The organism is Microbacterium sp. Bi121, assembly GCF_918698005.1.
In the GTDB taxonomy this organism is placed as follows: domain Bacteria; phylum Actinomycetota; class Actinomycetes; order Actinomycetales; family Microbacteriaceae; genus Microbacterium.
Genome location: NZ_CAKKLJ010000007.1, coordinates 163161 through 179325, shown reverse-complemented (window position 1 = coordinate 179325; position 16165 = coordinate 163161). Strand labels below are relative to the sequence as shown.

General features: G+C 68.4%; 16 protein-coding genes. 8 read left to right on the top strand and 8 right to left on the bottom strand.

Translation table 11 applies throughout. The annotated features are described in order from the left end of the window. The first annotated feature begins 52 nt into the window (after nt 1-52). The 5 genes from LQZ87_RS12790 (at nt 53) to LQZ87_RS12770 (ending at nt 5097) form a co-directional block, all read left to right on the top strand. Entirely contained in the window at nt 53-1084 is a 1032-nt protein-coding gene (locus tag LQZ87_RS12790) for a LacI family DNA-binding transcriptional regulator (RefSeq protein ID WP_230103821.1), read from the top strand. Beyond that, the gene (locus tag LQZ87_RS12785) at nt 1081-2187 is read left to right on the top strand and encodes a glycerate kinase (RefSeq protein ID WP_230103820.1); all 1107 of its coding nucleotides are present in this window, start codon (nt 1081-1083) and stop codon (nt 2185-2187) included. Before LQZ87_RS12790 ends, LQZ87_RS12785 begins: the two co-directional genes overlap by 4 nt. Before the next feature lie 139 nt (nt 2188-2326). Further along, nucleotides 2327-3181: an ABC transporter permease gene (locus tag LQZ87_RS12780; protein ID WP_230103819.1), complete on the top strand. Its 855-nt coding sequence runs from the start codon at nt 2327-2329 to the stop codon at nt 3179-3181. 45 nt (nt 3182-3226) lie between these two features. After that, nucleotides 3227-4261: an ABC transporter substrate-binding protein gene (locus LQZ87_RS12775; RefSeq protein ID WP_230103818.1), complete on the top strand. Its 1035-nt coding sequence runs from the start codon at nt 3227-3229 to the stop codon at nt 4259-4261. A gap of 44 nt (nt 4262-4305) precedes the next feature. Continuing rightward, nucleotides 4306-5097, top strand: a complete 792-nt coding sequence (locus tag LQZ87_RS12770; protein ID WP_230103817.1) for an ABC transporter ATP-binding protein — start codon at nt 4306-4308, stop codon at nt 5095-5097. Between the two features lie 40 nt (nt 5098-5137). Here the strand turns inward: LQZ87_RS12770 and pgm are convergent, their stop codons facing one another. After that, complete coding sequence (gene pgm, locus LQZ87_RS12765) at nt 5138-6781, bottom strand: phosphoglucomutase (alpha-D-glucose-1,6-bisphosphate-dependent) (RefSeq protein WP_230103816.1); 1644 nt, start codon at nt 6779-6781, stop codon at nt 5138-5140. Nucleotides 6782-6854: 73 nt separating this feature from the next. On the opposite strand from pgm, the gene pheA reads away from it, so the two are divergent. Next, the gene (gene pheA / locus LQZ87_RS12760; protein WP_230103815.1) at nt 6855-7805 is read left to right on the top strand and encodes a prephenate dehydratase; all 951 of its coding nucleotides are present in this window, start codon (nt 6855-6857) and stop codon (nt 7803-7805) included. 36 nt (nt 7806-7841) lie between these two features. Here pheA and LQZ87_RS12755 read toward each other — a convergent pair whose 3' ends face one another. Both LQZ87_RS12755 and LQZ87_RS12750 read right to left on the bottom strand, forming a co-directional pair. Then, on the bottom strand, nt 7842-8051 hold the full coding sequence (locus tag LQZ87_RS12755; protein WP_230103814.1) for a methyltransferase: 210 nt from the start codon (nt 8049-8051) through the stop codon (nt 7842-7844). A gap of 183 nt (nt 8052-8234) precedes the next feature. Then, nucleotides 8235-9281: an LLM class flavin-dependent oxidoreductase gene (locus LQZ87_RS12750; RefSeq protein WP_230103813.1), complete on the bottom strand. Its 1047-nt coding sequence runs from the start codon at nt 9279-9281 to the stop codon at nt 8235-8237. A 54-nt stretch (nt 9282-9335) separates the two neighbouring features. Here LQZ87_RS12750 and LQZ87_RS12745 point away from each other — a divergent pair, with 54 nt between their 5' ends. After that, nucleotides 9336-11048, top strand: a complete 1713-nt coding sequence (locus LQZ87_RS12745; protein ID WP_230103812.1) for a cation:proton antiporter — start codon at nt 9336-9338, stop codon at nt 11046-11048. Between the two features lie 16 nt (nt 11049-11064). Here the strand turns inward: LQZ87_RS12745 and LQZ87_RS12740 are convergent, their stop codons facing one another. The 5 genes from LQZ87_RS12740 to LQZ87_RS12720 all read right to left on the bottom strand — a co-directional run bounded on the left by LQZ87_RS12740 (nt 11065) and on the right by LQZ87_RS12720 (nt 13370). Further along, a complete protein-coding gene (locus tag LQZ87_RS12740; RefSeq protein ID WP_230103811.1) occupies nt 11065-11400 on the bottom strand; it encodes a hypothetical protein in 336 nt (111 codons plus the stop codon). A 71-nt stretch (nt 11401-11471) separates the two neighbouring features. After that, nucleotides 11472-11687 (bottom strand): hypothetical protein, encoded by a 216-nt coding sequence (locus tag LQZ87_RS12735; RefSeq protein WP_230103810.1) that lies wholly within the window; start codon nt 11685-11687, stop codon nt 11472-11474. Next, nucleotides 11687-11938: a helix-turn-helix transcriptional regulator gene (locus LQZ87_RS12730; RefSeq protein ID WP_230103809.1), complete on the bottom strand. Its 252-nt coding sequence runs from the start codon at nt 11936-11938 to the stop codon at nt 11687-11689. The genes LQZ87_RS12735 and LQZ87_RS12730 overlap by 1 nt, the downstream gene beginning before the upstream one ends. Continuing rightward, nucleotides 11935-12609 carry a hypothetical protein gene (locus tag LQZ87_RS12725; RefSeq protein WP_230103808.1) on the bottom strand — a complete coding sequence of 225 codons (675 nt, stop codon included), beginning with the start codon at nt 12607-12609 and terminating at the stop codon, nt 11935-11937. Before LQZ87_RS12725 ends, LQZ87_RS12730 begins: the two co-directional genes overlap by 4 nt. Beyond that, a complete protein-coding gene (locus LQZ87_RS12720) occupies nt 12609-13370 on the bottom strand; it encodes a hypothetical protein (protein WP_230103807.1) in 762 nt (253 codons plus the stop codon). Before LQZ87_RS12720 ends, LQZ87_RS12725 begins: the two co-directional genes overlap by 1 nt. A 173-nt stretch (nt 13371-13543) precedes the next feature. On the opposite strand from LQZ87_RS12720, the gene LQZ87_RS12715 reads away from it, so the two are divergent. Then, the gene (locus LQZ87_RS12715) at nt 13544-16078 is read left to right on the top strand and encodes an ATP-dependent Clp protease ATP-binding subunit (protein ID WP_230103806.1); all 2535 of its coding nucleotides are present in this window, start codon (nt 13544-13546) and stop codon (nt 16076-16078) included. Nucleotides 16079-16165: the final 87 nt, after the last annotated feature.

Sequence of the window (16165 nt, the reverse complement as noted above, 5' to 3'; positions counted from 1 at the left end):
CGCGGACGGGCGCCTGCGCGAATCCGAAAACGCGGACAGTAGGCTCTGATCCATGACATCTCAGCCGACCAGAGCGGGTCGGGGGTCGGCGCCGACTCTTCACGACGTCGCACGCGAGGCCGGGGTCTCGCTGGCCACCGCCTCTCGAGTCCTGAACGGCTCCGCGCGCAAGGTCGCCGAATCGTTCCGTGAGCGGGTGGAGGGCGCGGCGGAGAAGCTCGGGTACACCGCGAACGCCTCGGCCCAGGCCACGGCTCGGGGCACCTCGGCCGTGATCGCTCTGCTCGTCGCAGACATCGCCGACCCGTACTTCGGTCTCATCGCCTCCGGTGTCGCCCGCGGAGCGGATGAACGCGGACTGATCGTGACGATCGCGGTCACCGAGCGCGATGCGGCGCGGGAGCGCGAGATCGTCAGGACGCTGCGTGGGCAGCGTCCGCGCGGGCTCATCCTCGCGGCATCCCGTGGCGGTGAGGAGAGCGCGACGGCCGAAGAGATCCGTGCGTTCGAGGCCCTCGGCGGCCGTGTCGTCACGTTCGGCAGCAGCGTCGCCGGCGAACGGACGGTGAGCATCGACAACGCGAAGGGCGCCAGGATGCTGGGTGCGGAGATGGCTGCCCTGGGTTACCGATCGGCGGTCGTGCTCGCGGCGGCCGACGGCGTGCTGACCTCGGACGATCGCGTCCGCGGCTTCACCGAGGGCTTCGAGGCCGACGGCGGTGTCGTGGAGCGGATCGAACGGGGCGACTTCCAGCGGGAGTCCGGCTACGAGTCGATGGCGCGCGCGCTGCGCGCCGGTGTGGACCCTGGCACGCTCGTCTTCGGGATGAGCGATGTGGTCGCGATCGGCGCGATGTCGGCGATCAGGGACGCGGGCCGCGCGATCGGCGAGGACATCGCGGTGTGCGGGTTCGACGATGTGCCATCGAGCGGAGACGTGACGCCCCAGCTGACGACCGTGCGCGTGCCGCTCAGCGATGTCGGGTACCAGGCGTTCCGGGCGACGGTCGATGACGATTGGACGGCTGAGCCGCTTCCGCTGCAGATCGTCGTCCGCGACTCGACACCGGGACGCGCGGCATGAGGGTCGTGTTCGCGCCGGACAGCTTCAAGGGCTCGATCACGGCGGCCGACGCCGCTGCGGCCCTCGCCGACGGCTGGACGTCGGTGGATCCGACGGCCCACATCGTGCTGCGTCCGATGGCGGACGGCGGCGAGGGCACCGTCGAGGCGTTCGCAGCCGCCGTGACCGGGTCGGAGCGGATGCCGGTGACCGTGGATGGTCCGGCCGGCGTCCCCGTGCAGACGGCGTGGCTGCTGCTGCCGCCGACGTCGGATGCTCCGCACGGTACGGGGGTGATCGATCTCGCCTCGACGTCGGGGATCGAGCTGCTCGATGAACTGCGCCCGTTCGAAGCCGACAGCTCGGGGTTCGGGCAGGCGATCGCCGCTGCCCTCGATCATGGTGTCTCGCGGCTCGTGCTGGGGATCGGTTCCAGCGCCTCGACCGACGGCGGCACCGGCATGCTCACCGCGCTCGGTGCGCGATTCCTCGACAGCGATGGGGCACCGGTCGAGCCTGGTGCCCGGGGCCTCGCGGACATCGCTGAGGTGGACGTCACTGCACTGCGCGCGGCACCGGACACTCTCGTCCTCACGGACGTGACCAATCCGTTGACCGGCCACCGCGGTGCAGCCGCGGTGTTCGGGCCGCAGAAGGGTCTGACCGCGCAATCCGACATCAAGGCGGTGGATGCCTCGCTGGCCAGGCTCGCTCGGCTGATGGATCTGGATCCGGACCTCCAGGGCTCCGGCGCTGCGGGAGGCGTCGGCGGCGCGCTCGTCGCATGGGGGGCGGTGCTGGCGTCCGGTGCGCAGGAGGTCGCGCGCCTGGTCGATCTCGCAGGGACCCTCGAGGGCGCCGACGTCGTCGTGACCGGTGAAGGGTCGTACGACGGCCAGTCGGGGGACGGCAAGGTCCCCTCGTACGTCGCGGGGCTCGGAGATGCCGTGGGCGCGCGTGCGGCGCTCGCTGCCGGTCGCGTCACCCCGGATGCCGACACGGGGCCGTTCGCGGCGGTGGTGTCGCTGACCGAGCTCGCTGGATCGTCGGATGCCGCGCTCGCTGGGCCTGCACGGCACCTGCGGGCGGCGGGTGCTGCGCTGGCTCGCACGCTCATTGCGTGAGTGCTCGACGGGCACGATTCCCACGGCCAGAGCACGTGGCGGCGCCCTCGCGTTGACATCGTGAGACGGCGGCCATAGACTCGCAGAACGAGTTGGGAATACGCTTTCCCACTTCCTCCGACGAAGATGCAGAGGACCCATGTCGGCAACGCAGCAGAACGCAACGATGACCCTGGCGCTGGCTCAGGAGCGCACCGAACCCAATGGCTTCGCCCGGTGGTGGTCGCGCAACTGGCACCCCGTGGTCTTCGTCGTCGCGGTGCTGGCGCTCTGGTGGGTGGCGACCGCGCTGAAGTGGGTCCAGCCGTTCATCATCCCGTCGCCGGGCGACACGTGGAACGCCTTCGCCGACAACGTGCCGTACCTGATGCAGCACACCTGGGTGACGACGTACGAGACCGTGATCGGCTTCGTCATCGCCGTGGTGGTCGGCCTCTTCGTCGCCGTGGTGATGGTCTACTCGAAGGGGCTCGAGCAGACGCTGTACCCCGTCATCCTGTTCGCGCAGGTCATCCCCAAGATCGCGATCGCCCCGCTGTTCGTCGTCTGGCTGGGTTTCGGCGCATCGCCGAAGATCCTCGTCGCCGTGCTCATGGCGTTCTTCCCCGTCGTCATCTCGGGCCTCGCCGGGCTCCGCACCGTCGACCCGGAGATCCTGCAGCTGACCTCGACCATGGGGGCGGGCAAGTTCAAGACGTTCCTGAAGGTCCGGCTCCCTGCGTCCCTTCCCGAGCTGCTCTCCGGGCTGAAGGTGGCAGCGACCCTCGCCGTCACCGGCGCGGTCGTCGGCGAGTTCGTCGGGGCCAACGAGGGGCTCGGCTACGTCATCCTCCAGGCCAACGGCAACCTCGACACCGCGATGCTGTTCGCGGCGCTCATCATCATGTCGCTCATGGGAGTCGTGCTGTTCGCGATCATCCAGATCGCCGAGAAGTTCCTCATCCCGTGGCACTCGTCCAAGCGCGACGTGGCCGCAGCCACCGTTCGGCTGTAGACACCGTCCGTCTCTGAAACCCCCAACGAAAGCAGGAACACACTGATGAAGAAGTCAGGCAACATCCTCTCCGTCGCAGCGCTGCTCACGGCATCCGCCCTCGCCCTCACCGGCTGCGGCGGGGCGAGCGAGACCCCGGCATCGGAGGGGGACGCCGGCGGCGAGATGACCGACGTGACCCTGATGCTCAACTGGTACCCGTACGGCGAGCACGCGGCGTTCTACTACGGCGTCGAACAGGGCATCTTCGAGGACCACGGCATCAACCTCACGATCAAGGCGGGGCAGGGCTCGACGAAGACTGCCCAGGCCGTCGGACAGGGACAGGTCGACTTCGGGTGGGCCGACACCCCCGCCGTGCTGGCCAACATCGACAAGGGCGTCGCGATCAAGAGCGTCGGCGTCTTCCTGCAGACGACGCCTTCCGCTGTGCAGGTGTTCGCCGACTCGGGCATCGAGAGTCCTGAGGATCTCAAGGGCAAGACGATCGCCGTGTCCGCCGGCGATGCGCCGACCACGACCTTCCCGGTCTACCTGGATGCCGTGGGTCTCAAGGAGTCCGACGTCAAGCAGCAGAACCTCGATGCCGCCGGCAAGATCGCAGCCGTGCTCTCCGGTCAGGTCGACGGACTGATCGGCTTCGCACACGACCAGGGCCCGACCATCGCGGCCAAGAGCGGCAAGGAGATGCGGTACCTCCGCTACTCGGACGCCGGGCTGAACTTCTTCAGCAATGGCCTCGTCGCGCCCACGAGCACGATCGAGAGCGACCCCGAGCTCGTCAAGGAGCTGGTCGCCGCGACCTCCGAGGCGTTCACCGCCGCGCAGGAGGACCCGGAGGCCGCGGTCGCGGCCATGGACGGCAAGGACCCGCAGATGCCGGCGAAGGACGTGCTGCTGGACCAGTGGCAGGAGACCATCAAGCTGCTCAGCACCGCGGCCACAGAGGGCAAGGCCCCCGGCACCAACGCGACCGAGGACTGGGAGGCAACGCTCTCGGTGCTCTCGGACGCCGGTCTCATCTCGGGTGACGGCGACGTCGACACCTACTTCGACGCGTCGTTCGCGCCAGGCGAGTAAGGGGCATCGGGATGCCGGCACCGCAGATTCAGGAGAAAGAACAGATGATGGCGACACCGGGCACGGACTCCGTGCTGCAGATCACCGACCTCGCGATCCGTTTCGCATCCAAGCGCGGGGAGGTCACCGCCCTCGAGGGGGTCGACCTCGACGTCCAGGAGGGCGAGTTCATCACGATCGCCGGCCCGTCGGGGTGCGGAAAGTCGACGCTCCTGAAGGCGGTTGCCGGCCTCACGACCCCGAGCGCCGGCTCGGTGCGGCTGCGCGGCGACGAGGTCAAGGGCCCGCGGCAGGACATCGGCTACGTCTTCCAGCGCGCAGCCCTGCTGGAGTGGCGCAGCGTCCGCGGCAACATCCTGCTGCAGGCGGAGATGCGCGGCATGGACATGCGCAAGGCGCAGGCCCGTGCGGACGAGCTCATCGAGATGACCGGGCTGACCGGATTCGAGAAGGCTCTTCCGCACGAGCTGTCCGGCGGAATGCAGCAGCGCGTGTCACTGTGCCGCGCCCTGCTGCACGAGCCGCGCGTCCTGCTCATGGACGAGCCGTTCGGTGCACTGGACGCCCTCACCCGCGAACGGATGAACGTCGAGCTGAATCGCATCTGGAGCCAGACCGGCACCACGGTCCTGCTCGTCACGCACAGCGTCGCCGAGGCCGTCTACCTCGCCAGTCGTGTCATCGTGATGAGCCCGCGTCCAGGACGCATCCTCGAGGAGCACCGCATCGACCTGCCGGGGCAGCGCGACTACGCCGGCACGCTGGAGACGCCCGAGTTCCACCGCGTCTCCAGCCGCGTGCGCGAGCTGCTCGGGGCACCAGCGGTCGCCGACTGACTCGCGGGTCGTCGAGCGAGCGGAGCGAATCGAAGCCTCTTCAGCCTCCGAGAGCCGCCGACACGACGGCGCGGGCCTCCGCCTGCACCTCGGCGAGATGCTCCGAGCCCTTCAGGCTCTCGGCGTACAGCTTGTAGACGTCCTCGGTGCCGGACGGGCGGGCCGCGAACCAGGCGTGCTCGGTCTGCACCTTCAGCCCGCCGATCGCGGCTCCGTTGCCCGGCGCGTGCGACAGCTTCGCGCTGATCTCCTCGCCGGCGAGCGTCGTCGCCGTGACGGACTCGGGTGCGAGCTTCGACAGCGTCGACTTCTGCTCGGGCGTGGCCGGTGCGTCGACCCGCTGGTAGGCGGATGCTCCGAACGCCTGCTCCAGCTCCCGGTAGCGCTCTGACGGGGACTTGCCGGTGACGGCGATGATCTCGGCCGCGAGAAGGCAGAGAAGGATGCCGTCCTTGTCGGTCGTCCACGCGCTGCCGTCTCGGCGCAGGAACGACGCTCCGGCCGATTCCTCACCTCCGAACGCCACGGAGCCGTCGAGCAGGCCAGGGACGAACCACTTGAAGCCGACGGGGACCTCGAGCAGTCTGCGGCCGAGCGACTCGGCGACGCGATCGATGATCATCGACGACACCAGTGTCTTGCCGATCGCGGCATCCCGCGGCCAGTCCGCGCGGTGCGAGAAGAGGTAATCGATGGCGACGGCGAGGTAGTGGTTGGGGTTCATCAGGCCGGCATCCGGCGTCACGATGCCGTGGCGGTCGGCATCCGCATCATTGCCGGTGAGGACGTCGAAGTCGCCCTTCTTCGCGACGAGGGATGCCATGGCCGAGGGCGAGGACGGATCCATCCGGATCTTCTCGTCCCAGTCCAGGGTCATGAAGCGCCAGGTCGGATCGACCTCGGGGTTGACGACTGTCAGGTCGAGGCCGTGCATCTCCTTGATGAGTGCCCAGTAGTCGACGGATGCTCCGCCGAGCGGGTCGGCGCCGATGCGGACGCCGGCGTTCTTGATCGCCTCGACGTCGATGATCGACGGCAGATCGCGGACGTAGGCGTCCCGGAAGTCGTAGCTCGGCAGGGCATCCCAGTCGATGTCGGCGAAGCTCTGGGCCTTGACGCCTTCGAGGCCGCCCTCGATCAGCTCGTTCGCGCGGTCGGCGATCCAGCTCGTGGCGTCGGTGTCCGCCGGCCCGCCGTGCGGGGGGTTGTACTTGAAGCCGCCGTCGCGGGGAGGGTTGTGCGACGGGGTGACGACGATGCCGTCGGCTCGCTCAGCCGCATCCGGAGCCAGCGTGCGGTTGTACGTCAGGATGGCGTGGCTGAGCGCCGGGGTCGGCACCCACGAGTCGCGGGAGTCGACGCGGATGTCGACGCCGTTGGCGACGAGCACCTCGATCGCGCTGCGCTCGGCGGGGAGCGAGAGGGCGTGGGTGTCCCGGCCGAGGAACAGCGGGCCGGTGATGCCCTGCTCGCGCCGGTAGTCCACGATCGCCTGGGTGGTGGCGAGGATGTGATTCTCGTTGAAGCTACCGGAGAGCGAGGAGCCGCGGTGGCCGCTCGTGCCGAAGACGACGCGCTGTGCCGGGTCGGACGGGTCAGGATGCCGGTCGTAGTACGCGGCGATCAGTTCGTCGACATCGATGAGGTCACTTTCCTCCGCGGGGAGGCCGGCACGGCTGGTCATGGGTCCAGTGTGCCCCGATCTCGGCTCGTGCGCACCCTGCGTGACGCAGACGGAAGCCCGACACAGGGCTAGGGTGAAACGCGTGACTGAACGGCGCACCTACAGCTACCTGGGCCCTGCGGGCACTTTCACCGAAGCGGCACTGGACCAGGTCGCCGAGGCTCGGGGGCAGGATTGGCGCCCCGTCCACAACGTCGGTGAAGCGCTGGGGGATGTGCTCGAGGGGCGCAGCCACGCCGCGATGATCGCGATCGAGAACTCGATCGAGGGCGGGGTCTCGACGACCCAGGATGCGCTGGCGACACTCCCAGGGCTCCGAATCGTCGGCGAGTACCTGGTGAAGGTGAACTTCGTGCTCGTCGCGCCGCGGGGGACGAAACTCGAGGACGTCACGGTCATCGCAGCTCATCCCGTCGCGTACGCTCAGTGCCACGGCTGGCTCGGCGAGCACCTGCCGAGGCACTCCCATGTTCCGGCAGCCAGCAACGTGGCATCCGCCATCGGCGTGCTCGACGGATCCTCGCCCGCTCAGGCGGCGATCGCGCCCCCAGGGATCGTGCAGCACTACGACGTGGACGTGCTCGCATCGGAGATCGGCGACAACACGTCGGCCGTCACGCGGTTCGTCCTCGTGACGCGCACCGCCATGCCGCCGGAACCGACCGGCGCCGACAAGACCTCGCTCATCGTCGAGCTGCCGCACGATCACCCCGGTGCTCTGCTCGACATGCTCGAGCAGTTCTCAACCAGAGGGATCAATCTCTCGTTGATCGAGTCGCGTCCGATCGGCGACGCTCTCGGACGCTACCGTTTCGTGATCGACGCCGATGGGCACGTGGCGGACGAGCGCATGGCTGACGCGCTGCTCGGCATCCGCCGATTCAGCCCTCGGGTGGTGTTCCTCGGGTCGTACCCCCGGGCCGATCGCCGGGTCGTGCAGTATCCGGACCGCTACGCCGACGACGTGTTCGTCGAGGCGCGCGACTGGCTGCGCGGGCTCATCACGGGTGAGCCCGACGCCTGAGGCGCTGCCGGTCGTCGAGCGGGGGCCGCGGTCCGCTCAGTGCTCTTCGTACCTCGGCCAGGAGCTGCCAGGCGACATGTGCGAGTACAGGGCGCCCTTGGCGACTTCGAGGCTCGGATAGCGCCCGGTCTCGGCATCCGCTGCCGCCATCACGACGATGTAGTCCTCGTCCTCGTGACGGATGCTGCCGACGACCCCGTTCGTCCCGTACGCGACCCAGAGGCCGCGCGTCTGCGTGGTGCTCATCATCGAACTCCTTCCCTCACCGGTAAGCCGACCGTACTCCCGCCCGCGCGTTCCGGCCAGCCCTCTGTTCGCTCGCGCCCCACGTGCCGTATCACTTCGGTCGGTTGCGAGCGCTCAGAACCGACCGAACCGATACGGCATCGGCGACGGCGCAGCGTCGGCGATGGAGAGCGCGACGGGGCGCTACAGGGCGGCGGTGACGAGCTCGAGGGTCTGAGCGCGGCCGGTCGCGGCATCCATCGCCTCGGCGTCGTACGCGCCGGCGACAGGAGAGAGCATGACCTCGTCGACGCCGAGCTTCGTCGCGAAGTCGCGGAGCTCCGCGGCGACGGACTCACCGGTGCCGACGAACCAGCGCGAGCGTGCGGCTTCGACCACCTGGTCGGTGGCGGGATCGGATGCCGCTGCACGCGCCTCGTCGACCGTCTCGAGCGCGACGAGCGGCTTGTTCAATCGCAGGCGGGACATCATGCGCAGCTGCGGGAGGGCGCGCTGCTCCGCCTCCTCTGCCGTGGGGGCTGCGACGACGTTGACGGTAAGGAAGGTCCGCGGCTCGGGGTGCGCCTCGCTCGGCTGGTAGCCGGCGCGGTAGAGATTGAGCGCGCGTTCGAGCCCCTGGCCGGAGAAGTGATTGGCGAAGACGTAGGGGAGGCCCTGGGATGCCGCGAGCTGCGCCGAGTAGTCGCTGGAGCCGAGCAGCCACACCTCGGGGACGCCGACAGCGGCGGGCGTCGCGTGGACGTTGTACTCGCCGCCTGACGTGAAGCGCAGGGTCGCGCCTTCGCTGCCGAGGAGCAGGGAGATGTCCTGGACGTGACGGGGGAACTGCTCGACGTCGCTGGTTGTGCCCGCGGTCCGCAGCAGCTGGGTGATGACCGGGTCGCTGCCGGGGGCGCGGCCGAGGCCGAGGTCGATGCGCCCCGGAGCGATCGCCTCGAGGGCGGCGAACTGCTCGGCGACGATGAGGGGGGCGTGGTTCGGCAGCATGACGCCGCCTGAGCCGAGTCGCATCGTCTTCGTCCGCGTCGCGGCTGCCGCGATGAGAACAGGTGGAGAGGTGGATGCCACGGCAGGCATGTTGTGGTGCTCGGCGAACCAGTAGCGGCGGTAGCCGAGGCGGTCAGCGGTCTCGGCGAGCGACATGGAGGCGGCGATCGCCTCGGCGCTGGTCTGGCCGGTGCGCACCGGGACGAGGTCGAGCACGGACAGGGCGGGGGCTGCAGCAGTCATCACTTCTGGCAACCCGGCGGCGAGCGCGGGCATTCCCCCGCGTAGTCTTTGCGCATGGACGCCATGCTCTTCTACGTTCTCGTCGGCGCAGTGATCGTGGCGGCCATCGCGCGGTGGCGCGGGTGGCCCGCACCCTTGCTGGTCACGGTCGTGGCGCTCGCGGCATCCTTTCTGCCGTTCATCCCCGACCTGGATCTCGACGGCCATCTGCTGCTGAACCTGGTTCTGCCGCCGCTGCTGTATTCGGCGGCGTTGGATGTGTCGTTCGTGGGCTTCAAGCGGAGTCTGCCGCAGATCCGGCGGCTCGGGATCTGGCTGGTGCTGATCACGGCGGCCGCCGCCGGACTCGTCGCCTGGCTGATCTTCCCGGCTCTGACGCTTCCCGGGGCGCTGCTGCTGGGAGCGATCGTGGCGCCGCCGGATGCCGTGTCGGCCGCCGCCATCGGCCGAAAGCTCGGATTGCCCAGACGCATCATGACGGTGCTGTCGGGGGAGAGCCTCATCAACGACGCCACCTCGCTGACGCTGTATCGGGTGTTCGCGGCGATCATCGCGGGTGCGACGCTCACGGTGTGGGACGGCATCTGGCAGTTCGCTCTGGCCGTAGTGGTCGGCGTCGTCATCGGACTGGTGTTCGGCATCATCCTGCATCAGTTGCGGATGCGAGTGGCTGATCCGGTCGTCATCGGAACGTTCGGACTGCTCGTGCCGTTCGGGGCATATGCGATCGCCGAACACCTGGGCGGGTCGGGCGTGCTGGCCGTGGTCGCGATGGGGCTGTACGTCGGGTTCAACGCGCCGCGCACCGACTACACGACCAGGCAGCAGGAGGCGCCGCTGTGGTTGTCGGCGGATCTGCTGCTGGAGAGCTTCGTCTTCGCGTACATCGGCCTGCAGTTCAAGCGCGTGCTGAGCGACCTGGGCGACGAGTCGGTGTGGCACATCCTGCTGCTGTCGGGGGCTGTGCTGCTGGTCGTGCTGCTGGTGCGGCCGCTGTACATCTATCCGGCTCACGCGCTCGCTCGCTGGCAGGAGCGAGCACGATTGCGCCGCTGGGATCGAGCGGTGGCCGCAGGGCGGTTCGATGAGAGCCGGCAGAGACCGGGGCGCCCTCCGGTCACCGCGGAGCAGATGAAGGCGCGGCTCACCGAGCCGGCGCTGGACTGGAAGGACAATGCCGTCATCTCGTGGGCGGGCATGCGAGGCGTCGTGACCTTGGCGACGGCGCTCGCCGCGGCCGATATCGCCGAGCTGCCGACCGGACCCTCGCACGCGATCGTGATCGTCGCCTTCATCGTGACCGTCGCGACGCTTCTGCTGCAGGGGCTGACGCTGCCTCTGCTGATCCGTCGGCTGGGTGTCGCGGGGGATGCGGATGAAGAAGCGGATGCCGCGGCCATGGCTGCCGTGCGCGCGCGGAGCAGGGAGGCGGGCAAGGCGTTCCTGGCGTCGCAGCGTAAGGTTTGGGCGGGCAAGTACGGCGAGGCGGAGATGAAAGCGTTCGACATGTTCGCGTCGCGGATGACGCGGGTGGAGACCGACACGGATCAGGCGCAGGAGGTCGAGGATTCGATGCCCAAGCCGTCATATGAGGACCTCGTGGCGCTGTCGAAGGGGTGGCTGCACGTGCGGCGCGAGGTTCTCCTCGCCGAGCGCGACGCCGACAACCTCGACGAGGAGCTGATGCGTGAGCTCATGACGGCGATCGATGCCGAAGAGCTTGCGCTCGACACCCGCGGTGCGACGCGGACGCCGGGGCGGGCGTAGCTCTGGGTGCGCGCCGTCAGCTCGCGCAGGTGGTGAACGACTCGGCCATCGTCTGAGAAACGAGGTCCTTGGCGTCCTGCGACGTCTGCAGGTCCTTGCCCTCGGCGAGGTTCGCGAGGTCCTGGTCTGATACCTCGGATTCGAGGAACGCGTCGGCGACGCAGTCGAGCTGCTCGTCGGTGAGGGCGTCGCCCTGGCCTGCCTCTTCGAGGATCGATGCGATTCCGTCGCTGAGTTCGTCGGCTGAAGGACGGCCTGCGCCGCCGCCGGAGCACGCCGTGAGGGAAATCGCCACGGCCGCCACAGGAAGGGCGAGGAGCAGGCGGGTGCGAGTGCGCAGGTTGCTGTTCATGGCGTCAACGGTAGGCGGCCGCGACCGGTGCGTCGATGGGTAGGGGTATCCGGGTGATGTTTTTGTGGCGGCTAACGCGAATTGCTTGGATGCTGCTTGGCCGCGCGCTCGTTCCCGCGCTTGTAGTTGCCCGTCCAGCGAGCCATCGCGCCCTGCGGGTCGGAGCTCACGTCTTGGAGGAACTCTTCGGCGCGAGCGCCGCGAAGAACAGTCGCCTTGCGGCCGTGGTGCGTGATGGTCACGGTGTCGCCGCGCACCTCGTATTCGAACCCGTGTGCTGTGCTCATCAGTCCACGGTCCCAGAAGCCGGTGCCAGCACGAGCAGCTCGCCCACTTCGCACTGCAACGCGTCGCAGATCGCTCGCAGCGTCGAGTACCGGATTGCCCGAGCTCGATCGTTCTTCAGCACCGACAGATTAACGATCGAGACGCCCACCCGCGCGCTCAGTTCCGTGAGTGTCATGCCCCGCTCGGCGAGCAGCTCATCGAGCCGGCAGTGGATGCCGGTCTCCTCCTCGTCCGAAGCCGCCGGGGTCATACCAACCCCTCCGTGTCCTTCTGCAGCCTCGCGCCGTCGGCGACCATCATCCCGACGATCGCGATGATGACGCCGAGGAGCAGCAGTGTCACATCGACGCGATCGAGCACCCACAGCACGTCCCATTGCGGCAGCACGATCATCTCCGGACCGTCAGCAGTCAGCGTGCCGTCGGCGGCGACCGACACCTCGTAACCGAGTGCACGTACGGCCGCATCGACAGCCCAGGCGTGCAGCTGCGGGGCGATCGCGCCTGCGAGCATCGTCAACACGCCGACCGAGCCGAGACCCCACGCCAGCATGCGCACGAACGGCCTGCCGCGCAGCATCCGCACCGCGAGCATCACCGCCAGCGCACCACCGGCGATGATCACCAGGACGCCCAGCCCCTCCGCAGCCGCCTGCAGCACGCGCGGCAGCAGCAGCGGCTGGTCGCTGACGATGACGACTCCGCTGTAGTCGACGCGGTCGACGTCGCTCACCGGGCCGGTAGAGCTGATCGACGGCTCCCGCCCGGTGAGCAGATCGCTGCGCCCTGTCCAGTAGCTCGTGAAGAAGCCGGTGATCCTCGGGATGCTGCTGATCGCCGAACCGAGCAGCAGCATCCCGCCGAGTACCAGCGCGACGATCAGTGCGCCGCTGCGCCCCGGCCGAGAGGTCGTCGTGTTCATCAGACCAGCCCTTCCGTCTCGCGCTGCAGATGCGCGCCGTGACGCAGGACCGCCGCGAGAGCAGCGAATGCGAGGCCTGCCGCGATCGGCCAGAACGGGAAGTTCACGACGAACGCCTCCTGCGGCCACCACGCAGCGAGCACGTCCTCCACGCCGGCCACCTCCTCATAGCCTCCGCCGGAATACGAGAGCAGCTCTGCCGACGCCATGCTCCCGGCGATGTCCGACAGCACCTGAGCGGCGACGCCGCCTGCGCTGACGATGACCGCGATCACCATCGACGCCTGCGCCAGGACCGGAGCGAAGGCGCGCCCGCGGATCAACTGGAAGCAGGCGAGAGCGACCATGCTCGCGATCGCACCCGGCAGGATCCACCACAGTGCCTGGCCGATCGCCCAGCAGATGCGCGCCCCGAAGCTCAGACCGTTCACGACCACGTCGGCGGACACGAACCCACCGCCCTCTCGCGTCGCCGTCGTCCCCTCCACGAACGCGCCGTCGGGCAACGTCGGCCAGTAGGTCTGCGTCGGGACGGTGATCGGCACTGCCGTCTGAACCAGCGTCGTGATCGTCGTGACGATCGCGCCGACCAGCGCGATTCCCGCCCACAGCACCGCGACGGCAAGAGTCACGCGAACGAGCGAGGGGACGCCATCCGGCAGCATGCGTCTGCGCGCACTCGGACGGAGGAACAGGACGATCACCGCGATGCACAGCGCGACGACGAGCGCGGCAGCGGCGAACCACAGGAACATGCCCATCAGAAGCCTCCATATCGACATTCGTTGTTATCGATGCTCGTTAACATAACGACTCTCGATAACTGCGTCAAGGGTCGGGTATGCCGACGGCGAACACGGCCTCAAGCGGCGCACCGGATAGTTACTCTCGTAACCAAGCACTCCCGGACCGGAGAGTGCCCAAAGGAGTTGACATGTTCGAGAGATTCACGGACCGAGCCCGTCGTGTGGTCGTCCTCGCCCAAGAAGAGGCGAAGATGCTCAACCACAACTACATCGGCACCGAGCACATCCTGCTCGGCCTCATCCACGAGGGTGAGGGCGTCGCAGCCAAGGCCCTCGAGAGTCTCGGCATCTCCCTCGACGCCGTGCGCGAGCAGGTGCAGGACATCATCGGCCAGGGTCAGCAGCAGCCGACCGGCCACATCCCCTTCACCCCGCGCGCCAAGAAGGTGCTCGAGCTCAGCCTCCGTGAGGCACTGCAGCTCGGCCACAACTACATCGGCACCGAGCACATCCTCCTCGGCCTCATCCGCGAGGGCGAGGGCGTAGCCGCACAGGTACTCGTCAAGCTCGGCGCCGACCTGAACAAGGTGCGCCAGCAGGTCATCCAGCTGCTCTCCGGCGCCCCCGGTCGCGAGCCGGCCGCCGTCGGCGCGCAGGCGCACGACAACGCCCAGAGCGGCGCCCAGGGCGGATCGGCCGTCCTCGACCAGTTCGGACGCAACCTCACCCAGGCGGCGCGCGACAACAAGCTCGACCCGGTCATCGGCCGCGAGAAGGAGGCCGAGCGGGTCATGCAGATCCTCTCGCGCCGCTCCAAGAACAACCCCGTCCTGATCGGCGAGCCCGGCGTCGGCAAGACCGCCGTCGTCGAGGGTCTCGCCCAGGCCATCGTCAAGGGCGACGTTCCCGAGACGCTGAAGGACAAGCAGCTGTACTCGCTCGACCTCGGTTCGCTCATCGCCGGATCCCGCTACCGCGGCGACTTCGAAGAGCGTCTCAAGAAGGTCACCAAGGAGATCCGCACTCGCGGCGACATCATCGTCTTCATCGACGAGATCCACACCCTTGTCGGTGCAGGTGCCGCCGAGGGCGCGATCGACGCCGCCAGCATCCTGAAGCCGCTCCTCGCACGCGGCGAGCTGCAGACGATCGGCGCCACGACGCTCGACGAGTACCGCAAGCACTTCGAGAAGGATGCCGCGCTCGAGCGCCGCTTCCAGCCGGTGCAGGTGAACGAGCCGACGCTCCCGCACGCGATCAACATCCTCAAGGGGCTGCGCGACCGCTACGAGGCGCACCACAAGGTGCAGATCACCGACGGCGCTCTCGTCGCAGCGGCGAACCTCGCCGACCGCTACGTCTCCGACCGCTTCCTGCCTGACAAGGCCATCGACCTGATCGATGAGGCAGGGGCCCGCCTGCGCCTGTCGATCCTGTCCAGCCCGCCCGAGCTGCGCGAGTTCGACGACAAGATCGCCAAGGTCCGCGAGCAGAAGGAAGCGGCCTCCGAGGAGCAGGACTTCGAGAAGGCCGCAGCCCTGCGCGACGAGGAGAAGAGCCTCCTCGCCGAGCGTCTGCGCCTGGAGAAGCAGTGGAGAAGCGGCGACGTCGCCACCCACGCGGTCGTCGACGAGGGCCTGATCGCCGAGGTTCTCGCGCAGGCCACCGGCATCCCGGTGTTCAAGCTCACCGAAGAGGAGTCCAGCCGACTCGTCTTCATGGAGAAGGCACTGCACCAGCGCGTCGTCGGTCAGGAAGAGGCGATCGCCGCCCTGTCCCGCACGATTCGTCGTCAGCGCGCCGGTCTGAAGGACCCGAAGCGTCCTTCCGGCTCGTTCATCTTCGCCGGCCCGACCGGTGTCGGAAAGACCGAGCTCGCCAAGGCGCTCGCCGAGTTCCTGTTCGACGACGAAGCCGCGCTCATCTCGCTCGACATGAGCGAGTTCGGCGAGAAGCACACCGTCTCGCGTCTGTTCGGTGCCCCTCCCGGATTCGTCGGATTCGAAGAGGGTGGTCAGCTGACGGAGAAGGTGCGCCGCAAGCCGTTCTCGGTCGTGCTGTTCGACGAGATCGAGAAGGCACACCCCGACATCTTCAACTCGCTGCTGCAGATCCTCGAAGAGGGTCGCCTCACCGACGGCCAGGGTCGCGTCGTGGACTTCAAGAACACGGTCATCATCATGACCACGAACCTCGGTTCGTCCGCGATCGCCGGCGGCCCCGTCGGCTTCCAGATCGAGGGCAACGCCCAGACCAGCTACGAGCGGATGAAGGGCAAGGTCGACGAAGAGCTGAAGCGCCACTTCAAGCCCGAGTTCCTCAACCGCGTCGACGACGTCATCGTCTTCCCGCAGCTGTCGAAGGACGAGCTCGTCCAGATCGTCGATCTGTTCGTGAAGCGCCTCGGCGACCGTCTGCTCGACCGCGACATGACGGTGGAGCTGACTCAGGCGGCCAAGGAGCGGCTCATCGAGATCGGCTTCGACCCGGCGCTCGGCGCCAGGCCGCTGCGCCGTGCGATGCAGCGCGAGATCGAGGACCAGCTGTCGGAGAAGATCCTGCACGGCGAGCTGAACCCCGGCGACCACGTGAAGGTGGATGCCGCGAACGGACAGTTCCTGTTCGAGACCGGTCCGCGCGGCGAGAAGGTCGCTGTCGGAATCAACACCAACGGCGGCGCGATCACCGCGACACCCGACCTGGCGGCAGCCTCGGGCGAGTGACGCATTGACGAGAGGGGGCGGATGCTTCGGCATCCGCCCCCTCTCGTGTGCCCGTGCCGGGGCACAACTGCGGACCCGAGGCGCGAC

Bases quoted from the DNA above. Each gene is read 5' to 3' on its own strand.
- LQZ87_RS12790 (WP_230103821.1), top strand. From the start codon at position 53: ATGACATCTCAGCCGACCAGAGCGGGTCGGGGGTCGGCGCCGACTCTT.
- LQZ87_RS12785 (WP_230103820.1), top strand. From the start codon at position 1,081: ATGAGGGTCGTGTTCGCGCCGGACAGCTTCAAGGGCTCGATCACGGCG.
- LQZ87_RS12780 (WP_230103819.1), top strand. From the start codon at position 2,327: ATGTCGGCAACGCAGCAGAACGCAACGATGACCCTGGCGCTGGCTCAG.
- LQZ87_RS12775 (WP_230103818.1), top strand. From the start codon at position 3,227: ATGAAGAAGTCAGGCAACATCCTCTCCGTCGCAGCGCTGCTCACGGCA.
- LQZ87_RS12770 (WP_230103817.1), top strand. From the start codon at position 4,306: ATGATGGCGACACCGGGCACGGACTCCGTGCTGCAGATCACCGACCTC.
- pgm (WP_230103816.1), bottom strand. From the start codon at position 6,781: ATGACCAGCCGTGCCGGCCTCCCCGCGGAGGAAAGTGACCTCATCGAT.
- LQZ87_RS12755 (WP_230103814.1), bottom strand. From the start codon at position 8,051: ATGAGCACCACGCAGACGCGCGGCCTCTGGGTCGCGTACGGGACGAAC.
- LQZ87_RS12750 (WP_230103813.1), bottom strand. From the start codon at position 9,281: ATGACTGCTGCAGCCCCCGCCCTGTCCGTGCTCGACCTCGTCCCGGTG.
- LQZ87_RS12745 (WP_230103812.1), top strand. From the start codon at position 9,336: ATGGACGCCATGCTCTTCTACGTTCTCGTCGGCGCAGTGATCGTGGCG.
- LQZ87_RS12740 (WP_230103811.1), bottom strand. From the start codon at position 11,400: ATGAACAGCAACCTGCGCACTCGCACCCGCCTGCTCCTCGCCCTTCCT.
- LQZ87_RS12735 (WP_230103810.1), bottom strand. From the start codon at position 11,687: ATGAGCACAGCACACGGGTTCGAATACGAGGTGCGCGGCGACACCGTG.
- LQZ87_RS12730 (WP_230103809.1), bottom strand. From the start codon at position 11,938: ATGACCCCGGCGGCTTCGGACGAGGAGGAGACCGGCATCCACTGCCGG.
- LQZ87_RS12725 (WP_230103808.1), bottom strand. From the start codon at position 12,609: ATGAACACGACGACCTCTCGGCCGGGGCGCAGCGGCGCACTGATCGTC.
- LQZ87_RS12720 (WP_230103807.1), bottom strand. From the start codon at position 13,370: ATGGGCATGTTCCTGTGGTTCGCCGCTGCCGCGCTCGTCGTCGCGCTG.
- LQZ87_RS12715 (WP_230103806.1), top strand. From the start codon at position 13,544: ATGTTCGAGAGATTCACGGACCGAGCCCGTCGTGTGGTCGTCCTCGCC.